At 69.0% G+C, this 17271-nt stretch carries 15 protein-coding genes and 2 tRNA genes; 5 read left to right on the forward strand and 12 right to left on the reverse strand.

Annotated elements, in window-relative coordinates:
• Positions 1–11: 11 nt before the first annotated feature.
• The gene (locus FHX60_RS09795) at positions 12–353 is read left to right on the forward strand and encodes an AsnC family transcriptional regulator (RefSeq protein WP_112776545.1); all 342 of its coding nucleotides are present in this window, start codon (positions 12–14) and stop codon (positions 351–353) included.
• Positions 354–369: 16 nt separating this feature from the next.
• Here the strand turns inward: FHX60_RS09795 and FHX60_RS09800 are convergent, their stop codons facing one another.
• On the reverse strand, positions 370–1293 hold the full coding sequence (locus tag FHX60_RS09800; RefSeq protein WP_092315634.1) for a LysR family transcriptional regulator: 924 nt from the start codon (positions 1291–1293) through the stop codon (positions 370–372).
• A 130-nt stretch (positions 1294–1423) separates the two neighbouring features.
• On the opposite strand from FHX60_RS09800, the gene metE reads away from it, so the two are divergent.
• Complete coding sequence (gene metE / locus FHX60_RS09805) at positions 1424–3814, forward strand: 5-methyltetrahydropteroyltriglutamate--homocysteine S-methyltransferase (protein WP_183283206.1); 2391 nt, start codon at positions 1424–1426, stop codon at positions 3812–3814.
• Positions 3815–3908: 94 nt separating this feature from the next.
• Here metE and FHX60_RS09810 read toward each other — a convergent pair whose 3' ends face one another.
• From FHX60_RS09810 to FHX60_RS09835, 6 genes are all read right to left on the reverse strand, one after another.
• A complete protein-coding gene (locus FHX60_RS09810; RefSeq protein WP_183283207.1) occupies positions 3909–5321 on the reverse strand; it encodes a DUF1254 domain-containing protein in 1413 nt (470 codons plus the stop codon).
• Between the two features lie 246 nt (positions 5322–5567).
• The gene (gene pcaD / locus FHX60_RS09815) at positions 5568–6347 is read right to left on the reverse strand and encodes a 3-oxoadipate enol-lactonase (protein WP_183283208.1); all 780 of its coding nucleotides are present in this window, start codon (positions 6345–6347) and stop codon (positions 5568–5570) included.
• Positions 6348–6395: 48 nt separating this feature from the next.
• The gene (gene catC / locus FHX60_RS09820) at positions 6396–6680 is read right to left on the reverse strand and encodes a muconolactone Delta-isomerase (RefSeq protein WP_092315626.1); all 285 of its coding nucleotides are present in this window, start codon (positions 6678–6680) and stop codon (positions 6396–6398) included.
• Between the two features lie 60 nt (positions 6681–6740).
• Positions 6741–7037: a YciI family protein gene (locus FHX60_RS09825; protein ID WP_092315624.1), complete on the reverse strand. Its 297-nt coding sequence runs from the start codon at positions 7035–7037 to the stop codon at positions 6741–6743.
• Between the two features lie 37 nt (positions 7038–7074).
• Positions 7075–8415: a short-chain fatty acid transporter gene (locus FHX60_RS09830; RefSeq protein WP_092315622.1), complete on the reverse strand. Its 1341-nt coding sequence runs from the start codon at positions 8413–8415 to the stop codon at positions 7075–7077.
• 198 nt (positions 8416–8613) lie between these two features.
• On the reverse strand, positions 8614–8991 hold the full coding sequence (locus FHX60_RS09835; RefSeq protein WP_183283209.1) for a short-chain fatty acid transporter: 378 nt from the start codon (positions 8989–8991) through the stop codon (positions 8614–8616).
• Between the two features lie 261 nt (positions 8992–9252).
• Here FHX60_RS09835 and FHX60_RS09840 point away from each other — a divergent pair, with 261 nt between their 5' ends.
• Both FHX60_RS09840 and FHX60_RS09845 read left to right on the forward strand, forming a co-directional pair.
• Positions 9253–10950: an MBL fold metallo-hydrolase gene (locus FHX60_RS09840; RefSeq protein ID WP_183283210.1), complete on the forward strand. Its 1698-nt coding sequence runs from the start codon at positions 9253–9255 to the stop codon at positions 10948–10950.
• A gap of 80 nt (positions 10951–11030) precedes the next feature.
• Positions 11031–11107: transfer RNA gene (locus FHX60_RS09845), tRNA-Arg, on the forward strand.
• Between the two features lie 84 nt (positions 11108–11191).
• Here the strand turns inward: FHX60_RS09845 and FHX60_RS09850 are convergent.
• Positions 11192–12001: a hydrolase gene (locus tag FHX60_RS09850; RefSeq protein ID WP_375790532.1), complete on the reverse strand. Its 810-nt coding sequence runs from the start codon at positions 11999–12001 to the stop codon at positions 11192–11194.
• 362 nt (positions 12002–12363) lie between these two features.
• Between FHX60_RS09850 and FHX60_RS09855 the strand changes: the two genes are divergently transcribed.
• Positions 12364–14190, forward strand: coding sequence for a GGDEF domain-containing protein (locus tag FHX60_RS09855; RefSeq protein WP_183283212.1), 1827 nt, complete (start codon positions 12364–12366; stop codon positions 14188–14190).
• A 124-nt stretch (positions 14191–14314) separates the two neighbouring features.
• On the opposite strand, the gene FHX60_RS09860 is transcribed toward FHX60_RS09855, so the two are convergent.
• From FHX60_RS09860 to upp, 4 genes are all read right to left on the reverse strand, one after another.
• A tRNA-Leu gene (locus FHX60_RS09860) sits at positions 14315–14401 on the reverse strand.
• Positions 14402–14511: 110 nt separating this feature from the next.
• Positions 14512–15798, reverse strand: a complete 1287-nt coding sequence (locus FHX60_RS09865) for an amidohydrolase family protein (protein ID WP_183283213.1) — start codon at positions 15796–15798, stop codon at positions 14512–14514.
• A 32-nt stretch (positions 15799–15830) separates the two neighbouring features.
• Complete coding sequence (locus tag FHX60_RS09870) at positions 15831–16511, reverse strand: TetR/AcrR family transcriptional regulator (RefSeq protein ID WP_112776535.1); 681 nt, start codon at positions 16509–16511, stop codon at positions 15831–15833.
• Positions 16511–17206, reverse strand: coding sequence for a uracil phosphoribosyltransferase (upp, locus tag FHX60_RS09875; RefSeq protein WP_183283214.1), 696 nt, complete (start codon positions 17204–17206; stop codon positions 16511–16513). Before upp ends, FHX60_RS09870 begins: the two co-directional genes overlap by 1 nt.
• Positions 17207–17271: the final 65 nt, after the last annotated feature.

Below are 17271 nucleotides of genomic sequence, written 5' to 3' on the forward strand. Positions count from 1 at the left end.
GGAAACGACACATGCCAGCCACCCGCTCCCTCCCCACCCTGCGCCTGTCGCTGCGACTTGCCCCTGCCGACCTGTTCGGCGCCATGGAATGGGTGCTGGCCAATGCGCGCCGTACCGGACTGGCGCCGCAGCAGCTGAGCTTCGACGCCGCCCCGCAGGCCGTGCTGCATGCCACCCTGACGGCAGATGATGCCGGCCTGCTGTGGCTGTTCCTGCGCCGCCTCGATAACGGCTTCGACGTGGAACTGCTAGTGGCCGACGTGGAGGATCCGGACGACGACACCGTGGCGGAACCGGCGCCGCGCGCCGCCACCCGCCGCGACCGGCCCGCCGAGCTGATGCTGACGGCCTGAATCGATCCGGCCGCCGCTACGCGGCCGGCGCCAGCAGCTCGATGCCGTCGAGCTGCGCTGCGCAGGTATCGCGCACGATGGCGACAAAATCCGCCACGTAGGGCCGCCGCGCCATCGCCGACGGCACGGTCGCGTAGAGTTCGCTCCACAGTCCTTTGGCGCCGATGCGCTTGGCCAATACGTAGTCGTGGTCGACGTAGTTCTTGACGCCCCAGTTGGGCAGCGCCGCCACGCCGCGGCGGCTGGCCACCAGCTGCAGCACGGCCACCGTCAGTTCGGCGGTGCGCCGCTCCAGGTGGATGCCGGCGGGTTCGAGCACCTCGCGGATCAGGTCGATGCGTGACTCGGGCACCGGGTAGGTAATCAGCGTTTCGCCGGCAAGGTCGGCGGCTTCGATGCGGCGCTTGTTGCGCAGCCGGTGTTCGTTGGCAATGACCGCGAGGATCTCGAAGCGGAACAGCGGCGCCACCTCCAGCCCGCGCCGCGCCGCCGGCTGCGATCCGATCACCATGTCGGCGCGGCCGTTGCGCAGCAGCGCGATCGGATCGGCATGGAAGCCCGCGACCAGGTCCACCTCCACTTCGGGCCAGCGCCGGCGGAACTCGTCCATCACCGGCATCAGCCAGTCAAAGCACGTATGGCATTCCAGCACCACGCGCAACTCGCCGCGGGTGTCGCCCTTGAGCCGTTCGATATCGCGGTCGGCCGCGCTGACCGCGGCCAGCACCTCGCGCGCCAGCGCCAGCAGGCGCTCGCCCGCCGGCGTAAAGCGCAGTCCCTGGCGGGTGCGATCGAACAGCGGCAAGCCGTAGTGCGATTCGATCGCCTTGATCTGGTGCGACAGCGCTGACTGGCTGACATGCACCCGCTCGGCCGCGGTGGCCAGCTTGCCGGACTCGGCAATGGCCACCAGCGAACGCAAATGGCGAACTTCGATCATGCGTGGCCCCCGCGTCGCCATCCTTCCGTCTTGATATGAAATGGATTCATATAATGTTTAAAACTTGTCGCTTGATTCATTTTATGGGTAAACCGACACTGTGCGCCAGACCTCTACCGGAGCAACATCGATGGCACGCACCCATATCCTCGGCTTTCCCCGCATCGGCGAGCGCCGTGAACTGAAATTCGCGCAGGAAGCGTTCTGGCGCGGCGAACGCACCGAGGCCGAACTGCGCACGGTGGCTGCCGGACTGCGCCGCCGCCACTGGCAGCTGCAGGCCGAGCGCGGCCTGGACACCGTCGCCACCGGCGACTTTGCCTACTACGACCAGATGCTGAGCCTGACCGCGTTGCTGGGCGCGCTGCCCCGCCGCTTTGGCTTCGACCCGGCGCAACTGACGCTGGCGCAGTATTTCGAATTGGCCCGCGGCAATCGCGAGCAGCCGGCGATGGAAATGACCAAGTGGTTCGACACCAACTACCACTACCTGGTCCCGGAGCTGGACGCCGACACCACCTTCGACGGCGGCCCGCAATGGTTTTTCGAGGAAACCGATGAAGCGCTGGCGCTGGGGCTGCGTGCCCGTCCCGCGCTGATCGGCCCCGTCACCTACCTGTGGCTGTCGAAGAGCCATGTGCCGGGCTTCGACCGGCTGTCGCTGCTGCCGCGGCTGCTGCAGGCATATCGCCGCATCCTCGGCCAGCTCAAGGCCCGCGGCATCGAATGGGTGCAGATCGACGAGCCGGCACTGTGCCTCGACCTGGAACCGGCCTGGCTCGATGCCTTCGACACCGCCTATGCCGCGCTGCAGGAGGGTGGCCCGACGGCGCGCCCGAAGCTGCTGCTGGCGACTTACTTCGACACCGCTGCCGACCATGCGCAGCGCGCTTGCGCGCTGCCGGTCGACGGCTTCCATATCGACCTGGTGCGCGCCCCGGCGCAACTGGCGGCATGGCAGGCCGTGCTGCCCGAGCATGCGGTGCTGTCGCTCGGCGTGATCGACGGCCGCAACATCTGGCGCACCGACCTGCGCCGCGTGCTGGACCTGCTGCGCCCGCTGCACGGCGCGCTGGGCGAGCGCCTGTGGCTGGCGCCGTCGTGCTCGCTGCTGCATGTGCCGGTGTCGCTGGCGCATGAAGCGCGGCTCGATGCCGAGCTGAAGTCCTGGCTCGCCTTCGCCACCGAAAAGCTGGACGAACTGTCGGTGCTGGCGCGCGCGCTGAACCAGGGCGACGGGACCGTCGCCGATGTGCTGGCGGCTTCGGACGCCGCGCAGGCGTCGCGCCGGGCCTCGCGGCGCGTGGTCAATCCGCGCGTGCAGCAGCGCCTGGCTGGCGTGGATGACGCGATGGCGCATCGCACCAGCCCCTTCGCCGAGCGCATCGAGCGCCAGCGCGCGGCGCTTGCGCTGCCGCTGCTGCCGACCACGACCATCGGTTCGTTCCCGCAGACCGCCGCGATCCGCCAGACCCGGGCCGCGTTCAGGCGCGGCGAGATCGGCGCGCTGGAATACCTCGAGCGCATCCGCGCCGAGATCGCACTGGCGGTGCGCAAGCAGGAAGCGCTGGGGCTCGACGTGCTGGTGCATGGCGAGGCCGAGCGCAACGACATGGTCGAATACTTCGGCGAGCAGTTGTGCGGCTATGGCTTTACCGAGAACGGCTGGGTGCAGAGCTACGGCTCGCGCTGCGTCAAGCCGCCGGTGATCTACGGCGACGTGTACCGCCCGGAACCGATGACGGTCGACACCGCCCGCTACGCCCAGTCACTGACCGAGCGGCCGATGAAGGGCATGCTGACCGGCCCCATCACCATGCTGCAGTGGTCCTTCGTGCGCGACGACCAGCCGCGCGCCACGACCGCGCGCCAGCTCGCGCTGGCGATCCGCGACGAGGTCTGCGACCTCGAGCAGGCCGGCATCCGCGTGATCCAGATCGACGAACCGGCGCTGCGCGAAGGGCTGCCGCTGCGCCGCGCCGACTGGGACGCCTACCTGGACTGGGCGGTGACCGCGTTCCGCCTTTCGGCCAGCGGCGTGCGGGACCAGACCCAGATCCATACGCATATGTGCTATGCCGAATTCAACGACATCCTGCCCGCGATCGCGGCGATGGACGCCGACGTGATCACCATCGAGACCTCGCGCTCGGCGATGGAACTGCTGGAAGGCTTTGGCGACTTTGACTATCCCAACGAGATCGGCCCGGGCGTCTATGACATCCACTCGCCGCGCGTGCCGTCGGTGCAGGCGATGGAGCGGCTGCTGGACCGCGCCTGCCAGGTGGTGCCGCCGCAGCGGCTGTGGGTCAACCCGGACTGCGGGCTGAAGACGCGCGGCTGGGAGGAAACCGAAGCGGCGCTGGCCAACATGGTCAGCGCGGCCCGCGCGCTGCGCCAGCGCCTGTCGGCCCCGGAAATCGCGGCGTGGAAGCGCGTCGAGCGCACTGCCGCGGCCGGCGCCGCCCCCGCGCCGCACGCGGCCGGCGCCTGCACCGCGTGCGCCACGCACGCGCACTGACCAGCCGGCCTCAGGCAAAACACCGCGGCGTAAACAAAGCAGGCCGCATGCCCGTCGGGGCATGCGGCCTGTTTGCCTGCGGGCGTCCGGCGGATCAGTTCACGCGCATCACCGCCGGCGGCATCCAGCTGCCGTCCAGCAGCGCCTGTTCCGGCCAGTACGCGCGCAGCATCATGTTCAGGCCATCGGGCGGCGCCGGCAGCCAGTTGGCAGCCTTGGCGCCGGCCGGGCGCTCATGCTGGATGTAGATGTCGAGCGAGCCGTCGCGGTTGTAGCGCAGGCGGTCGCGGCTGCCGATGGCGTAGCGCCGGATCGGGTTCGGGACAAAGGCCTGGCGCTCGTTGTACAGCGTCAGCGACCAGAACGCGCGCGCCGGCGGCAGCTGGTCCTTGTCGAAGTGCAGCACGTAGCGTGCCCCGCCCTGCAGCGGCTTGCCGTTGGCATCGGTGCGGGTGGAGGCGTAGATCGCATCCTCCGGCAGGTTGGCGCCCAGGCCCACCCATGCCGTGACCGCGCGGCGGCCATAGCTGGTGCCGTAGGTGCCCAGGTCGCGATGCATGACCCAGCCATTGCCGGCATCGGCGTTGCCCTTGCGCGCCGCCTGCTCGATCGACGCCAGCGCGGCCGTGGCCCCTTCCTGCACGGCCCGCGCGGTGGACGGCTCCATCACCGTGGTCTTGAACGGCACGCCCGGGCGAATGCCCATGCGGTGCATTTTCTCGACCATGGCGCTGTCGGCCGGTGCCGGCGGATTGGCCGGCAGCAGCGCGGCAAACCGCGTGAAGAACGCCTGCGCGTCCATGGCCGCGACCTGCTCGACCGGGGCGCTGTTGGGGTCCAGCCCGGGCCGCGCCGCGGCCTTGTCCGGCACGCGGCGGCCGCCACCCCAGGCCGACAGCGGCGTCAGCCGGTACTGGTCCTGCAGCCGGTGCACCAGCGGCAGGTCCTGCGTGCCGTTGGCCTGCGTGCGGCCGATCAGCCAGACCATCGACGTGGGCGAGCGGATCTCCTGCACGCCCTTGGGCAGCGTGCCGCGCCAGTCCGGACCGGTGATGGCGAAATTGCCGCGGCGGGTGCCGGTGGTGCGCTTGCCCGGTGCGGCGAACACATTGGTCCAGGCGTCCATCAGCGGCATCAGGTAATAGCGCCCGCGCGTATCGGGCACGGACAGGATCACCGGCTCGCGCGACAGGTCCAGCCACGCCGACGAGTACAGCGTGTCGGCGTTGGGGCTGACCACATCGGTGAAGGTGGCGTCCGGGAAGGTGCGCTTGTGGCTGAAGGTGTTGGCGGGCGTGCGCAGCGTCATCAGCTCGCGCGTCACGTCCATCAGCACCATCGGATAGGCAAAGGTGAAGACTTCGGCGGACAAGGCCTTCATGGCCTGGTCGGAAGGCGGCTGCTCGGCGGCCGCCGGGTTGCCGGCATAGTCAGGCCCGGTGGCGCAGCCGGACAGCATGACGGCGAGCGTGACCGCGCCCGCCAATTGACGAAAGATAGGCTTCATGACCCCGATTCCCAAAGTTCTTGCGTGTTCTCCGGGCATTTCGGCTATGACTGCCGGCATGTCGTCCCGGAGGCGCATCTGTCCGTCGCATCTTGTCCGCGTGCTACGACCCTGTCAATTACTCGAATGCGGGGATCCGAGACCGGGCGCACCGACGGCAGGACACTACGGCGAAGGGGTGCATGATAAGCCACGCGGCCGGGCTGCGGAAAGGCCCGGCATGGCTGCGGTCAGCGGCTCAGTGGCTCAGCGCGCCAGGAAATCGACCACGACCTTGCTGAAGGCCTGTGCCTGCTCCAGGTTGGAGATATGCGCGGCTTCCAGCTCGACGTAGTGCGCGCCGGGAATCGTCTGCGCCAGGTGCACGCCATCGCGCGGCGGCGTGGGCAGGTCGCCCGAGCCGGCGATCACCAGCGTGGGCGTGGCAATGCCGGCGATCGCGGCGCGCAGGTCGGCGTCGCGCACCGCCAGGCAGTTGGCGGCATAGCCGGCGGCCGGGCTGGCGCCGAGCATGGCGCGCAGCGACGCCACCAGTTCCGGATGCGCGGCGGCGTAGGCCGGAGTCAGCCATTTGTCGACCACGGCGGCGGCGATCGACGCCACGCCGTCGCGTTCGACCGCCGCGGCGCGGTTGGTCCAGTTTTCGGGCGGGCCGATATACGCCGCGGTATTGCACAGCACCAGCTTGAGCAGCCGCGGCGCATGGTTCAGCGCCAGCCACATGCCGGTGATGCCGCCCATCGACAGGCCGCAGAAGCTGGCCTGCCCGATGCCAAGCTGGTCGAGCAGCCCGATCACATCGCCGCCCAGCTGCGCGATGCTGTAGGGACCGGGCGGCACCGACGACTGCCCATGCCCGCGCGTGTCATAGCGCAGCACGCGGAAATGCTGGCTGAAGGCATCCACCTGCGGTGCCCACATGTCCAGGCTGGTGCCGAGCGAATTGGACAGCACCAGCACCGGCAGGTGCTCGGCGCCATCGAGGCGGTAGTGCAAACGAACGTCGGGAAGATCGGCGAAGGGCATGGTATCGGTCAGTCAGGGATCGCGGGCGGTATTGCGGATCGGTCCGGCTCAGTTCTGCGCGATGGCGGAACCGTGCTGGGCCAGCGGCGTGACCTTGATCTCCATGTACGGGTACAGCGGCAGCGCGGTCAGCAAGGTGTGCAGTTCATCGTTGTCGCTGACGTCAAAGATGCTGACGTTGGCGTACTGGCCCACCACGCGCCACAGGTGGCGCCACTTGCCTTCGCGCTGCAGGCGCTGCGACATGGCCTTTTCATCGGCCTTGAGCTGCTCGACGAATTGCGGGTCGAGCGATGCGGGAATCCTGACGGTCATTTCGGCCATGAACAGCATGGGGTCTCCTGGATTGGGTGGCGATGGGGCGGCGTGCGCGGCCCGGCTTACAGACGCGGTTTACAGACGGCAAGTGCCGTCGAGATAGGCCTTGCGCCAGCGCACGATGCGCACCTCGGCAAACAGGCCCGCCGCGGCGAACGGGTCGGCGTCGATAAAGCGCTGCGCGGCCTCGCGGCTGTCGACATCGACGATATAGACGCCGCCGCCGGCGTCGGAGCCGTCATCGTTGAGCTTGGCGCCGCAGGCCAGCAGCAGCGCCTTGTTGGCGTCGAGGTAGTCCAGATGGCTGGCGCGGGTGGCCTGGCGCACGTGCTGGTGGTCGGGCTTGTCGACGGTTTCGATCAGGTACGGCATGCGTTTCTCCTGTCAGCCTTGCGGCCGGGCATCAAAGTCAGGCAATCTGCGCGCCCCACATCAGCATCGCAGCGATATAGATCAGGCCTACCCAGAACATCATGATCACGGTGTAGCCCATCACGTCCTTCAGGTTCAGCTTCGACAGCGCGAGCGCGGGCAGGATCCAGAACGGCTGCACCAGGTCGTTCCAGGCGTTGCCGAGCATCACCGACATCGAGGTCTGGCTGACCGAGCTGTTGATGGCCTTGGCCGCGTCGACCATGAACGGACCCTGGATCACCCAGTGGCCGCCGCCGGACGGCGCGAAGAAGTTGATCACGAAGGAACTGACCAGGCCCCAGAACGGCAGCGTCTGCGGCGTGGCGATATCGACGAACACGCGCGAGATGGTATCCACCAGCCCAGAGCCGGCCATGATCGCCATGATGCCCGCATAGAACGGGTATTGCAGGATGATGCCGGAAATGGTCTTGATGCCTTCGTTGAGCTTGGCCACGTAGTTGACCGGCGTGCCCAGCAGCAGCACCCCGCCGAACAGGATCAGGAAGTTGATCAGGTTCAGGTCGAGCGAGCCGCCCTGGGTGAAGTAGATGACGGCATAGGCCATGCCGCAGAGACCGATCGCCAGGCTCAGGATGCGGCTGTTGTTCAGGCGCCCGGCCAGCGTGTTCTCGCCGCCGATGCTGTGTCCCGGGCCAGCGTCGGCCCGGGCCGGTTCCTGCTCGCGGCGGATCTCGACCACTTCGGCCGGATGGCGCGGGTGCAGCCAGGCATTGAGCAGCGGCAGCGTGACGATCACCGCCAGGCTGGTCAGCAGCATCGGCGTCGAGAAGATGGTCTCGGACAGCGGGATCACCCCCATCGCCTTTTCCATCGGATGCCCCGGGGTCGAGATCAGCACCGGGATGCTGGCCGACAGGCCCAGCCCGTAGAGGGTGAAGCCGCTGTAGGCCGAAGCGATGATCAGCGGGTAATGCACGCCGCGGACCTTCAGCGCCAGCTTCTTCGCGATGATGCCGCCGATGACCAGCCCGAAGCCCCAGTTCAGGTAGCTGCCGATGCCGCCCACCAGCGTGGCGACGATGATGGCCGTGCGCGGCGTATGCACGGCGCCGACGATGCGGTCGAGCATGCGGTCGGTCAGCGGCGCGGTGGCCAGCACGTAGCCCATCGCCAGGATCACGGCCATCTGCGTGGTGAAGGCCAGCAGGTTCCAGAAGCCCTTGCCCCAGCTGGCGATCACCGCCGGGGCCGCCTGCCCCTGCACCAGCACCGCCAGTGCCATGGTCAGCAGCGTCAGGCCGATGGCAAACACAAAGGGATCCGGCAGGTACCGGCGCATGAGTTCGGTGAAGAACCCGGCGATCTTGTTCATGACTTCCTTGTCTCCAGAGTCGGCGAAAGTTACGCCATTAGAACTACAGTTCTATATGCGAACTTCACGAAGGCGCGTGGCTATGCTAATGGCCGTTCGACCGGTAGGTCAAGGAAATGGGAAGTCGCGATTACCGCTATTTGGCGCAATAGTTACGCGCTTGCGCCCTCGGTATTTTCGGTGAAGCGACGGCGCAGCTCAGTACCGCATCTGCACATCGTCGACCTTGCCGGTACGCGCGTTGTAAAGGCAGGCGTAGTGGAAGCCGATCGCGGACGAGCTGTCGTCCGGCTCGAACACGCCTTCGCCGTTGACCGAGGTCTGCGCGTTGGGGCGCTGGTAGTACTGCTCGCGGTCGGCCATCAGCATGACGCTGCCGGGTTGCGGATAACGGCGCTGGAGCGCTTCGGCCACCGCCGGCTCGCAGGCCGCGGATGCCGCCCGGGACATGGCCTGGGGATCGACGGTGATGCGGGTGCTGGGCGGCGGCACCGGGCGCGGCGCCCGCTGCGGCGGCGTCTCGCAGGCCGCCACCAGGCACGCAACCGTCAGGCACAGGTAAGAAGCTCGGATCACGCGGACCTCCTCCGATGGGAGCGCCGGCGGTGGCGCTCCGGAAAGTGAAGCGGAGCTATCAGGTTACTGCCTGTGGCCGGAAAAGCCAAAGCCCGCCCGCGCCTGCCGCCGGGCCGGACCGGCGTGGCCGCGGCCGCGGCGCCTGGAGTCAGCGGACTTTCGAATCCGCGAACGCGGCTAAACTAGCGCACGCGGCCGTGCCCTGCCTTCCCCTGTCTTGCCCCCGCCCGCGCCGCGCGTACAACCCACGATGCCGACACAATGACAACCACAGAGACAAGCGGCAACCGCCCCGCCAATCCCACGCCGCTGCTGCGCACGGCCGCCAGCCTGCTGGTGGTGCGCGATGCGCCCGCCGGCATGGAGGTGCTGCTGGTGCGCCGCGTCGAACGCGCCAACGACCGCAGCAGCGGCGCCTATGTTTTTCCCGGCGGCACCCTCGATGCGCAAGACCGGCACCTGCACGCGCACGCGCACGGCCTCGATGACGTGCTCGCCAGCGAGCGCCTGGGCCTGCCGGCCAGCGGGCTGGACTTCTACCTCGCCGCGGTGCGCGAATGCTTCGAAGAGGCCGGCCTGCTGTTCGCCTGCGACCATCAAGGGCGCCTGCGCGCGCCGCACGAGCTGGACGCCGCCCAGCAGGCGCTGCTGCGCGAGGCCGTGCAACGCGGCGGTCCCGGGCTGGCCCACGCCTGCGAGCAGCTGGGCCTGCGCCTGGCGGCGGACCGCCTGGCCTATCACAGCTACTGGCTGACGCCGCCCGGCCTGCCCAAGCGTTTCGATACCCGCTTCTTCGTCGCCATCGCTCCGGAGGGCCAGCTGGCCGTACCCGACGGCACCGAGATCGTCGAGCACCGCTGGGTGCGCCCGGCCGAGGCCGCCGACCCGGCCAGCGGCCTGCCGATGATGCATGTCACGCGCCGCACGCTGGGCTCGATCGCGCAGTTCGAGACCGCCGCGGCCTGCTTTGCGTATTTCTCGCAGCTGCGCGGCATCGCCTGCATCATGCCGCGGCTGGCCACCGGCGCGGCGGGAGTGCGTCCGGTGATGCCAAACGAGCCCTGCTACGCCGAGATCGGCCGCATCGATCCCGACGGCAAGGTGCACGGCCGCTACGAACTGGCACCCGGCGTGCCGGTGCAGTTGTCGCCGCGGGTATGGCGGGTCACGGCCAACAACGGCAGCGTGATGACTGGCCCGGGCACCAACACTTACCTGGTCGGCGGCGGCGCGCGCAATGAATGGGCCGTGATCGATCCGGGCCCCGACGATGGCGAACATGTGCGCGCCATCCTGGAAGCGGCGCCCGGCCGGATCCGCTGGATCCTCGCCACGCATACGCACCTGGACCATTCGCCCGCGGCGGCGGCATTGCAGGCCGCCACCGGCGCCACCGTGCTGGGACGCGCCGCACCCGCCGGCCCCTGGCAGGACGCCACCTTCACACCGCAGCGCGAACTGCAGCACGGCGAGCGCCTGGCCTTGTCCGACGCTTGCACCCTGCGCGTCTGCCACACTCCCGGCCATGCGTCCAACCACCTCTGCTACCTGCTCGAGGAAGAAAAGACGCTCTTCACCGGCGACCACGTGATGCAGGGATCGACGGTGGTGATCGGCCCGCCCGATGGCGACATGCGCGCCTACCTCGACTCGCTCGCGGCGCTGCAGGACGAAGACCTGGAGTGGCTGGCGCCGGGACACGGCTTCCTGATCGCGCGCCCGCAGGACGCCATCCGCATCCTGGTGCGGCACCGCCTGCAGCGCGAGGCCAAGGTCGCCGGCGCGCTGCGCGAACTCGGCCCGGCCGCGCTCGGCGAACTGGTGCTGCGGGTCTATGACGATGTGCCGCCGCGCATGCACCCGGTGGCGCAACGCTCGCTGCTGGCGCACCTGATCAAGCTGCGCGACGAAGGCAAGGCGCGGGAGGCGGATGGCGTCTGGTCGGAAGCCGCCGGGTGAGGCTGTCAGCGGCCGTTGAAGATTTTTCGGCGGGGGGCTTGCGCAAATCAATAATTGCGATACAATTGCGCCTCTCGTGTGCGGCTGTAGCTCAGTTGGATAGAGTACTTGGCTACGAACCAAGGGGTCGTGGGTTCGAATCCTGCCAGCCGCGCCACCTATGCAGAAAGAAAAAGGGCTTCCGGAAACGGAAGCCCTTTTTTGTTGCCGCGCGCCTTGCGCGCGACTGCCCCCACCACCCTTACCACCGATAGCGCGCACCGACAGTGCCGCTCGGGTTGCGCCCCGCCCTGACCTTGAACCACAGCTTCACGCCGGTCTTGGTATTGCCATGCGCGCCGATATTGAACGAGAACAGTCCGCGCAGCAGGTCGGCATCGATCTTGGTGCCGTTGATATTGATGACCTGCTTGCGGCTCTCCTGCCACCAGTCAGCCTCGACGAACGGATAGATGCCGGCCAGCCGCGTCGGCTGCGCGCCGTACAGGCGCACGCCGATGCCGGTGGCGCTGGCATCGCCGGGCATCGGCTGCGACAACTTGTTCGGGTCGGCGCTCATGCCGGGCTGGTAGGCGAGTTGCAACCGCGGCTGGATGGTCAGCCCGCCGGCACGCGGCACCACGGCATCGACCGCCAGCGCCATGGTGCGTACGCGATTGTCGGCAAAGCCGCTGGCGGTGGTGATGTCATCGAGATGCAGCGACAACCGGCGCGCACGCTCGGGCATGGCCGCTGTCTCGCGGTCGACGGCGGCGAGACCCGGGGCATCGTCATCGGGCCCGGCGCCGCTCGCGCGCGGCAATGCGGAAGAAGATCGGGATGAAGATGGCGGCGACACGGCCGCGTATTCGACCACCACCGGCTCCAGCGGCTGGACCATCCAGCCGCTCGCTTCGGAGGCGTCGGCCAGCGGCCCGGAAACCTGCGCCGGCTCCGCCGGACCGGCTTGCGCCAGGCTTGCCTGCAGCGGTGGATCAGAGCCGGAAGCGCCGTGGAAATCCGGCAAGGCTTCATCTGCGTGGGCCAGCGCACACATCAGCATGGCCAGCATGGCGCAGTAATGCAGGTGATGGCGGACGATGCCGGGATGCGCGGCACAGCCGTGCCATCCGGGGCTCGTCCCCGCCTCCCTCTCTCTCGATGATGACAAGACCACAGTCATGGCAACCACCTTCGGGACGTTATAAATGCCTGCCCGATGAGCTTGAGCATAGGTCAAATGCCCCGCCAGCGTTAGCCGCGAATGTTCGGCCGCGCGCGCCCGCGAAAGCCTGCCGGACAGCGGCCGGCGCCGCTGTCGCCGGCGCGAATCGCGGACGATTTGGACAGCTGCCGCGGCCTTTTCGTCAATAATGTCGGGATTGACAGAATTTTCACGCATGGCCCGGCCACTGGCAGCCGGGTGGAGACAGCATGGCCCTGCGGCAACGCGCCCGACAGCTTGATCCCGGCAACGGCAGTGCGCCGAGCGCCGGCAACGGACCGCGCCGCAGCCTGCAGCGCAAGCTGGCAGTGGCGACCACGGTGGGCGGCCTGTGCACGGTGGTGCTGGCGGCACTGGTGATCGCCGCCTCGTACGGCGACTTCGCCGCGGCCCGGCAAAACCTGTACGACATCTCGGCGTACCGCGACGTGCTGGACGCCGCCAACACGCTGTCCGCCGAACGCGGCCCGGCCAACAGCGTGCTGGGCGAACCGCCCTCGCCCCACAGCGCGGCGCGCGCGCGCCTGCAGGTGTTCCGCGCCCGCAGCGACGCCGCGCTGGCGCGCCTGTCCGCGCCGCCGCCGGCCCCCTTCGGCCTGCACAGCCACCACCTGCCGCCGCTGATGGTCGAACGCGTGCGCGAGCGCCTGGTGCGGGCGCGCACCGAGATCGACGAACTTGCCGCGCGCGCGCCGCAGCAGCGCGACATGGACGAGATCCGCCACGCCATCGAAAGCATGTTCGAGGTCGTCGACGCACTGCAGCCCGCCATCGCCTGGCAGGTACGCGAGCTTTCCGTTTGCGATGACGGCCTGGCCGCGCCCGCGCTGACCGGCAAGATGCTGGGCGACCTGCGCGAGTACGCGGGACGCATGGCATCGCAGATCATGGCGCCGGTGGCGGCGCGCCAGCCGATGCCGGTGCAGAGCCTGGTCGACGCGACGCGCTCGCGCGGACGGCTGCTGGAGCTGTGGCAGCTGGCCGGGCCGGCTTACAACATGTTCGGCGCCGCGCCGGCGCTGGAGCAGGCCTATGCCGACGCCGGCCACCAGTTCTTCGGCCGCGGCGTGGCCATGGTCGACAGCCTGGTCACGCAGGGGCGCATCTCGGGCAACTACTCGATGACGCCCACCGAACTGACCAGCCGCTACGTGCCCACGCTGGAGCCGCTGGAGCGGCTGCGCAGCGTGTTCCTGGACGAGGTGGTGGCGCATTTCACCGGCACGCGCGAGCGCGCGTTGCGCCGGCTCGCGGCCGCGTGCGGCACCTCGGCGCTGATCCTCGCGGTGCTGGGCTACATGCTGGTGTTCGCGCGGCGCTCGGTGTTCCTGCCGCTGCTGCGCGCGCGGGCGGAGGTGATCGCGCTGGCCGAGGACCGCGGCCAGCCGCACCAAACCCCGAGATCCGAGACAGCCATGCAGGCCAGGCGCATGGGCCAGGCCGCGGAGATGCGGCGCCTGTTCGATGCCATCGACATCCTGCGCCGCAAGCTGCGCGAGCGCGCCGCGCTGACCGCGCAACTGGAGCAGCAGGCCCGCACCGACAGCCTCACCGGCCTGCTGAACCGGCGCGCGCTGGAACTGGTGGCGGCCCGGTACGGCGCGCACGAGACCGCCAGCCTGGTGCTGGTCGACGTCGACCGCTTCAAGCAGATCAATGACCGCCACGGCCATGCGGCCGGCGACCAGGTGTTGCGCAACATCGCCGCGCAGATGCGCGCGCTGGTGCCGGCCGAGGGGGTGCTGGCCCGCTTCGGCGGCGAGGAATTTGCGCTGTGGCTGCCGCACGGCCGGCCCGGCGAGGCCGCGGCGCTGGCCGAAACGCTGCGCGCGGCCATCGCCTCGCGGCCGGTCTACCTGTCCGGCACCACGCAGCTTGGCGTGACCGCCAGCTTCGGCGTGGCCGTCGGCCATGGCGGCGCGAGCCACTGGCAGCGCCTGTTCGGCGCGGCCGACGCGGCCATGTACCGCGCCAAGGCGGAGGGCCGCAACTGCGTGCGCGAGGCGCAGGACCTCGACGGGATGCCGGCACGCTGAACCACTGGACCAGGCGATGTCCGAAAGCCGCGGACGAAAAAAAAGCCCGCTCGCGCGGACGTGGTTGCCATGGAGCATGGCCTGAAACGAAGAAAGGCTCGCTTGCGCGAGCCTTTCCGAATTTTGGTGCCCAGAAGAGGACTCGAACCTCCACAGTGTTGCCACCGCTAGGACCTGAACCTAGTGCGTCTACCAATTCCGCCATCTGGGCTTCGTATTGCTGCTGCGATGCGGCTGCATTGCTGCTGCGATGCGAAGAACGAAATTATGCCGAGTGCCGTGGGTACTGTCAACACCCGCCTGCAAAAAATTTTGTGCGCGCTATGCCGCACCCCCGTCGCGCCGGAAATCCACCTGCGCCGGCCGTCCCGGCAGCGCCAGCGCCGCGGTCGCCGCCGGCATGGTGGCGATGGTCTTGCCGGCGCGCAGCACGCGCAGCCGCGTGGCGCGCAGCCGGATCGCCTCGACCGGGTCGCGCGCCTGCAGCAGCACCAGGTCGGCCCGGCAGCCCGGCGCCAGGCCATAGCCTTCCAGCCCCAGGATGCGCGCCGGCGCGGCGGTGACCGCGTCGAAGCAGGCGCGCATCGCTTCCTGCCCGGTCATCTGGGCCACGTGCAGGCCCATGTGCGCCACTTCCAGCATGTCGCCGGAGCCCAGCCCATACCAAGGATCCATCACGCAATCGTGGCCGAAGGCTACCGGCACGCCGGCCGCCATCAGCTCGGGCACGCGCGTCATGCCGCGGCGCCGCGGATAGGTGTCGTGCCGCCCCTGCAGCGTGATGTTGATCAGCGGATTGGCGATCGCCGCCACGCCGGCCTCGCGCATCAGCGGGATCAGCTTGGACACGTAGTAGTTGTCCATCGAATGCATCGAAGTCAGGTGCGATCCCGCCACCCTGCCCTGCAGGCCCAGCCGCACGGTTTCGCTGGCAAGGGTCTCGATATGGCGCGACAGCGGATCGTCGCTTTCGTCGCAATGCATGTCGACGCGCAGGCCGCGTTCGGCCGCCAGCTCGCACAGCAGCCGCACTGACTCCGCCCCCTGCGCCATGGTGCGCTCGAAATGCGGAATGCCGCCGACCACGTCGACCCCCAGCTCCAGCGCGCGCTTCAGGTTGGCGAGCGCGCCGGGCGCGCGCAGCACGCCGTCCTGCGGGAACGCCACCAGCTGCAGGTCCAGGTAGGGCCGCACGCGTTCGCGCACATGCAGCAGCGCCTCCACCGCCAGCAGGCGCGGATCGCACACATCCACATGCGAGCGGATCGCCAGCAGCCCGCGCGCCACGGCCCAGTCGCAATAGGCAAGCGCGCGCTCGACGATGGCCTCCTGCGTCAGCAACGGCTTCAGTTCGCCCCACAGCGCAATGCCTTCCAGCAGCGTGCCCGACTGGTTTACGCGCGGCAGCCCGTACGACAGCGTCGAGTCCATATGGAAGTGCGCATCGACGAACGGCGGCGTTACCAGCTGGCCGGCGGCATCGATCTCTTCGCCCGCGCGCGCGGCCAGGGCCGGCCCGACTGCGGCGATGCGCCCGTCGGCGATGCCGATATCGATGCCGGTGCGCCCGTCGGGCAGGTTGCAATGCCGCAGGATCAGGTCGAGCATGGGTCGTGTCGTGGTATCCGGTATGGGTGAATTCAGGCCGGCGGCAGCGGCGCCAGGCCGCAGCCGCGCAGCAGCATCACCACCACGTGCTCGGTGGCGTGCGCATAGTCCTGCGGCTGCAGCCGGCTGATACCCAGCACCGCGCAGACCTGCGATTCAAAGTCCGCGTAGGTCTGGGTGGCGGCCCAGATGGTGAAGAACAGGTGCTGCGGATCGACCGGCGCCATCTGGCCGCGGTCGATCCACTGCTGCACCACCGCGGCCTTGCGCGACACCAGCTCGCGCAAGGCGTGGCGCAGCACCTCGCCGATCTCGGGCGCGCCGTGCAGCAGCTCGTTGGCGAACACCCGCGACGCATCCGGATGGCTGGCCGACAGCCGCATCTTGGCGCGGATGTACTGCTCCAGCGCCACCTGCGGCGGCAGCTCGGCGCGGATCACGTCGGCTTCCGACAGCCACAGCTGCAGCGTGTGCGCCAGCACCGCGCGGTACAGCGCCTGCTTGGTGCGGAAGTAGTAATGCAGGTTCGACTTGGGCACCCCCGCGCGCATGGCGATCTCCGCCATGGTGGCGCCGGCAAACCCGGCGCGCGCAAACACATGCTCGGCCGCGCGCAGGATCATGGCCTGGTTCTCCTGCCGGATGCGGCCGCCCGCCACCGCGCGCGCGGGCGGCGCGCGCGGCGTCGGCGCAAGGCCGGCGCGCGAGTCCATCAGCGCGTGCCGTACAGGCGGTCGCCGGCGTCGCCCAGGCCGGGCACGATATAGCCGTGCTCGTTGAGGGTGTCGTCGATGGCCGCGGTAACGATGCCGACGTCCGGATGCGCGGTGCGCAGCGCGCGCAGGCCGGGGCGCGAGGCGATCATGCACACATACTTCATGGTCGTGACGCCGGCCTCCTTCAGCCGGTTCAGTGCCGCGATGGCCGAATTGCCGGTGGCCAGCATCGGGTCGACCACGATCACCATGCGCTCCTGGATGTCCTCGGGCATCTTGAAGTAATACTCGATCGGCTCCAGCGTCTCGGGATCGCGGTACAGGCCGATATGGCCGACGCGCGCCGCCGGCAGCAGGTCGAGCATGCCATCGATAAAGCCGTTGCCCGCGCGCAGGATCGACACCAGGCACAGCTTCTTGCCGGACAGCACGCGCGACTGCGTGGCCGCGATCGGCGTGCGGATCGCGATGGTTTCCATCGCCAGGTCGCGCGTGGCCTCGTAGGTCAGCAGCTGGCTGATCTCGCGCACCAGGCGGCGGAAGTTGTCGGTGGTGGTCTCCTCGCTGCGCACCAGCGTGACCTTGTGCTGCACCAGCGGATGGTCGACCACCATCACGCCGGACAGGCTGGCAAGGTCGGCGGGACCCGGCACGCCGGGCTCGACTGCGGGAACAGCGGTCATGTCGTTCATGGTGACGCTCCTGAAGCCACGTTGCACAAGCCTTGCCTGCCTGCGACGCCGCCCGCGGCGCGGGC

This window comes from Cupriavidus alkaliphilus, assembly GCF_014191175.1.
GTDB classification, from domain to species: domain Bacteria; phylum Pseudomonadota; class Gammaproteobacteria; order Burkholderiales; family Burkholderiaceae; genus Cupriavidus; species Cupriavidus alkaliphilus.

What these genes read in the sequence shown, in the direction of transcription:
- metE (WP_183283206.1), top strand. Translation starts at nt 1,424, where the DNA reads ATGGCACGCACCCATATCCTCGGCTTTCCCCGCATCGGCGAGCGCCGT.
- FHX60_RS09795 (WP_112776545.1), top strand. Translation starts at nt 12, where the DNA reads ATGCCAGCCACCCGCTCCCTCCCCACCCTGCGCCTGTCGCTGCGACTT.
- pcaD (WP_183283208.1), bottom strand. Translation starts at nt 6,347, where the DNA reads ATGCCCTTCGCCGATCTTCCCGACGTTCGTTTGCACTACCGCCTCGAT.
- upp (WP_183283214.1), bottom strand. Translation starts at nt 17,206, where the DNA reads ATGAACGACATGACCGCTGTTCCCGCAGTCGAGCCCGGCGTGCCGGGT.
- FHX60_RS09840 (WP_183283210.1), top strand. Translation starts at nt 9,253, where the DNA reads ATGACAACCACAGAGACAAGCGGCAACCGCCCCGCCAATCCCACGCCG.
- FHX60_RS09850 (WP_375790532.1), bottom strand. Translation starts at nt 12,001, where the DNA reads ATGCTGGCCATGCTGATGTGTGCGCTGGCCCACGCAGATGAAGCCTTG.
- FHX60_RS09865 (WP_183283213.1), bottom strand. Translation starts at nt 15,798, where the DNA reads ATGCTCGACCTGATCCTGCGGCATTGCAACCTGCCCGACGGGCGCACC.
- FHX60_RS09830 (WP_092315622.1), bottom strand. Translation starts at nt 8,415, where the DNA reads ATGAACAAGATCGCCGGGTTCTTCACCGAACTCATGCGCCGGTACCTG.
- FHX60_RS09800 (WP_092315634.1), bottom strand. Translation starts at nt 1,293, where the DNA reads ATGATCGAAGTTCGCCATTTGCGTTCGCTGGTGGCCATTGCCGAGTCC.
- FHX60_RS09870 (WP_112776535.1), bottom strand. Translation starts at nt 16,511, where the DNA reads ATGGACTCGCGCGCCGGCCTTGCGCCGACGCCGCGCGCGCCGCCCGCG.
- FHX60_RS09810 (WP_183283207.1), bottom strand. Translation starts at nt 5,321, where the DNA reads ATGAAGCCTATCTTTCGTCAATTGGCGGGCGCGGTCACGCTCGCCGTC.
- catC (WP_092315626.1), bottom strand. Translation starts at nt 6,680, where the DNA reads ATGCTGTTCATGGCCGAAATGACCGTCAGGATTCCCGCATCGCTCGAC.
- FHX60_RS09855 (WP_183283212.1), top strand. Translation starts at nt 12,364, where the DNA reads ATGGCCCTGCGGCAACGCGCCCGACAGCTTGATCCCGGCAACGGCAGT.
- FHX60_RS09825 (WP_092315624.1), bottom strand. Translation starts at nt 7,037, where the DNA reads ATGCCGTACCTGATCGAAACCGTCGACAAGCCCGACCACCAGCACGTG.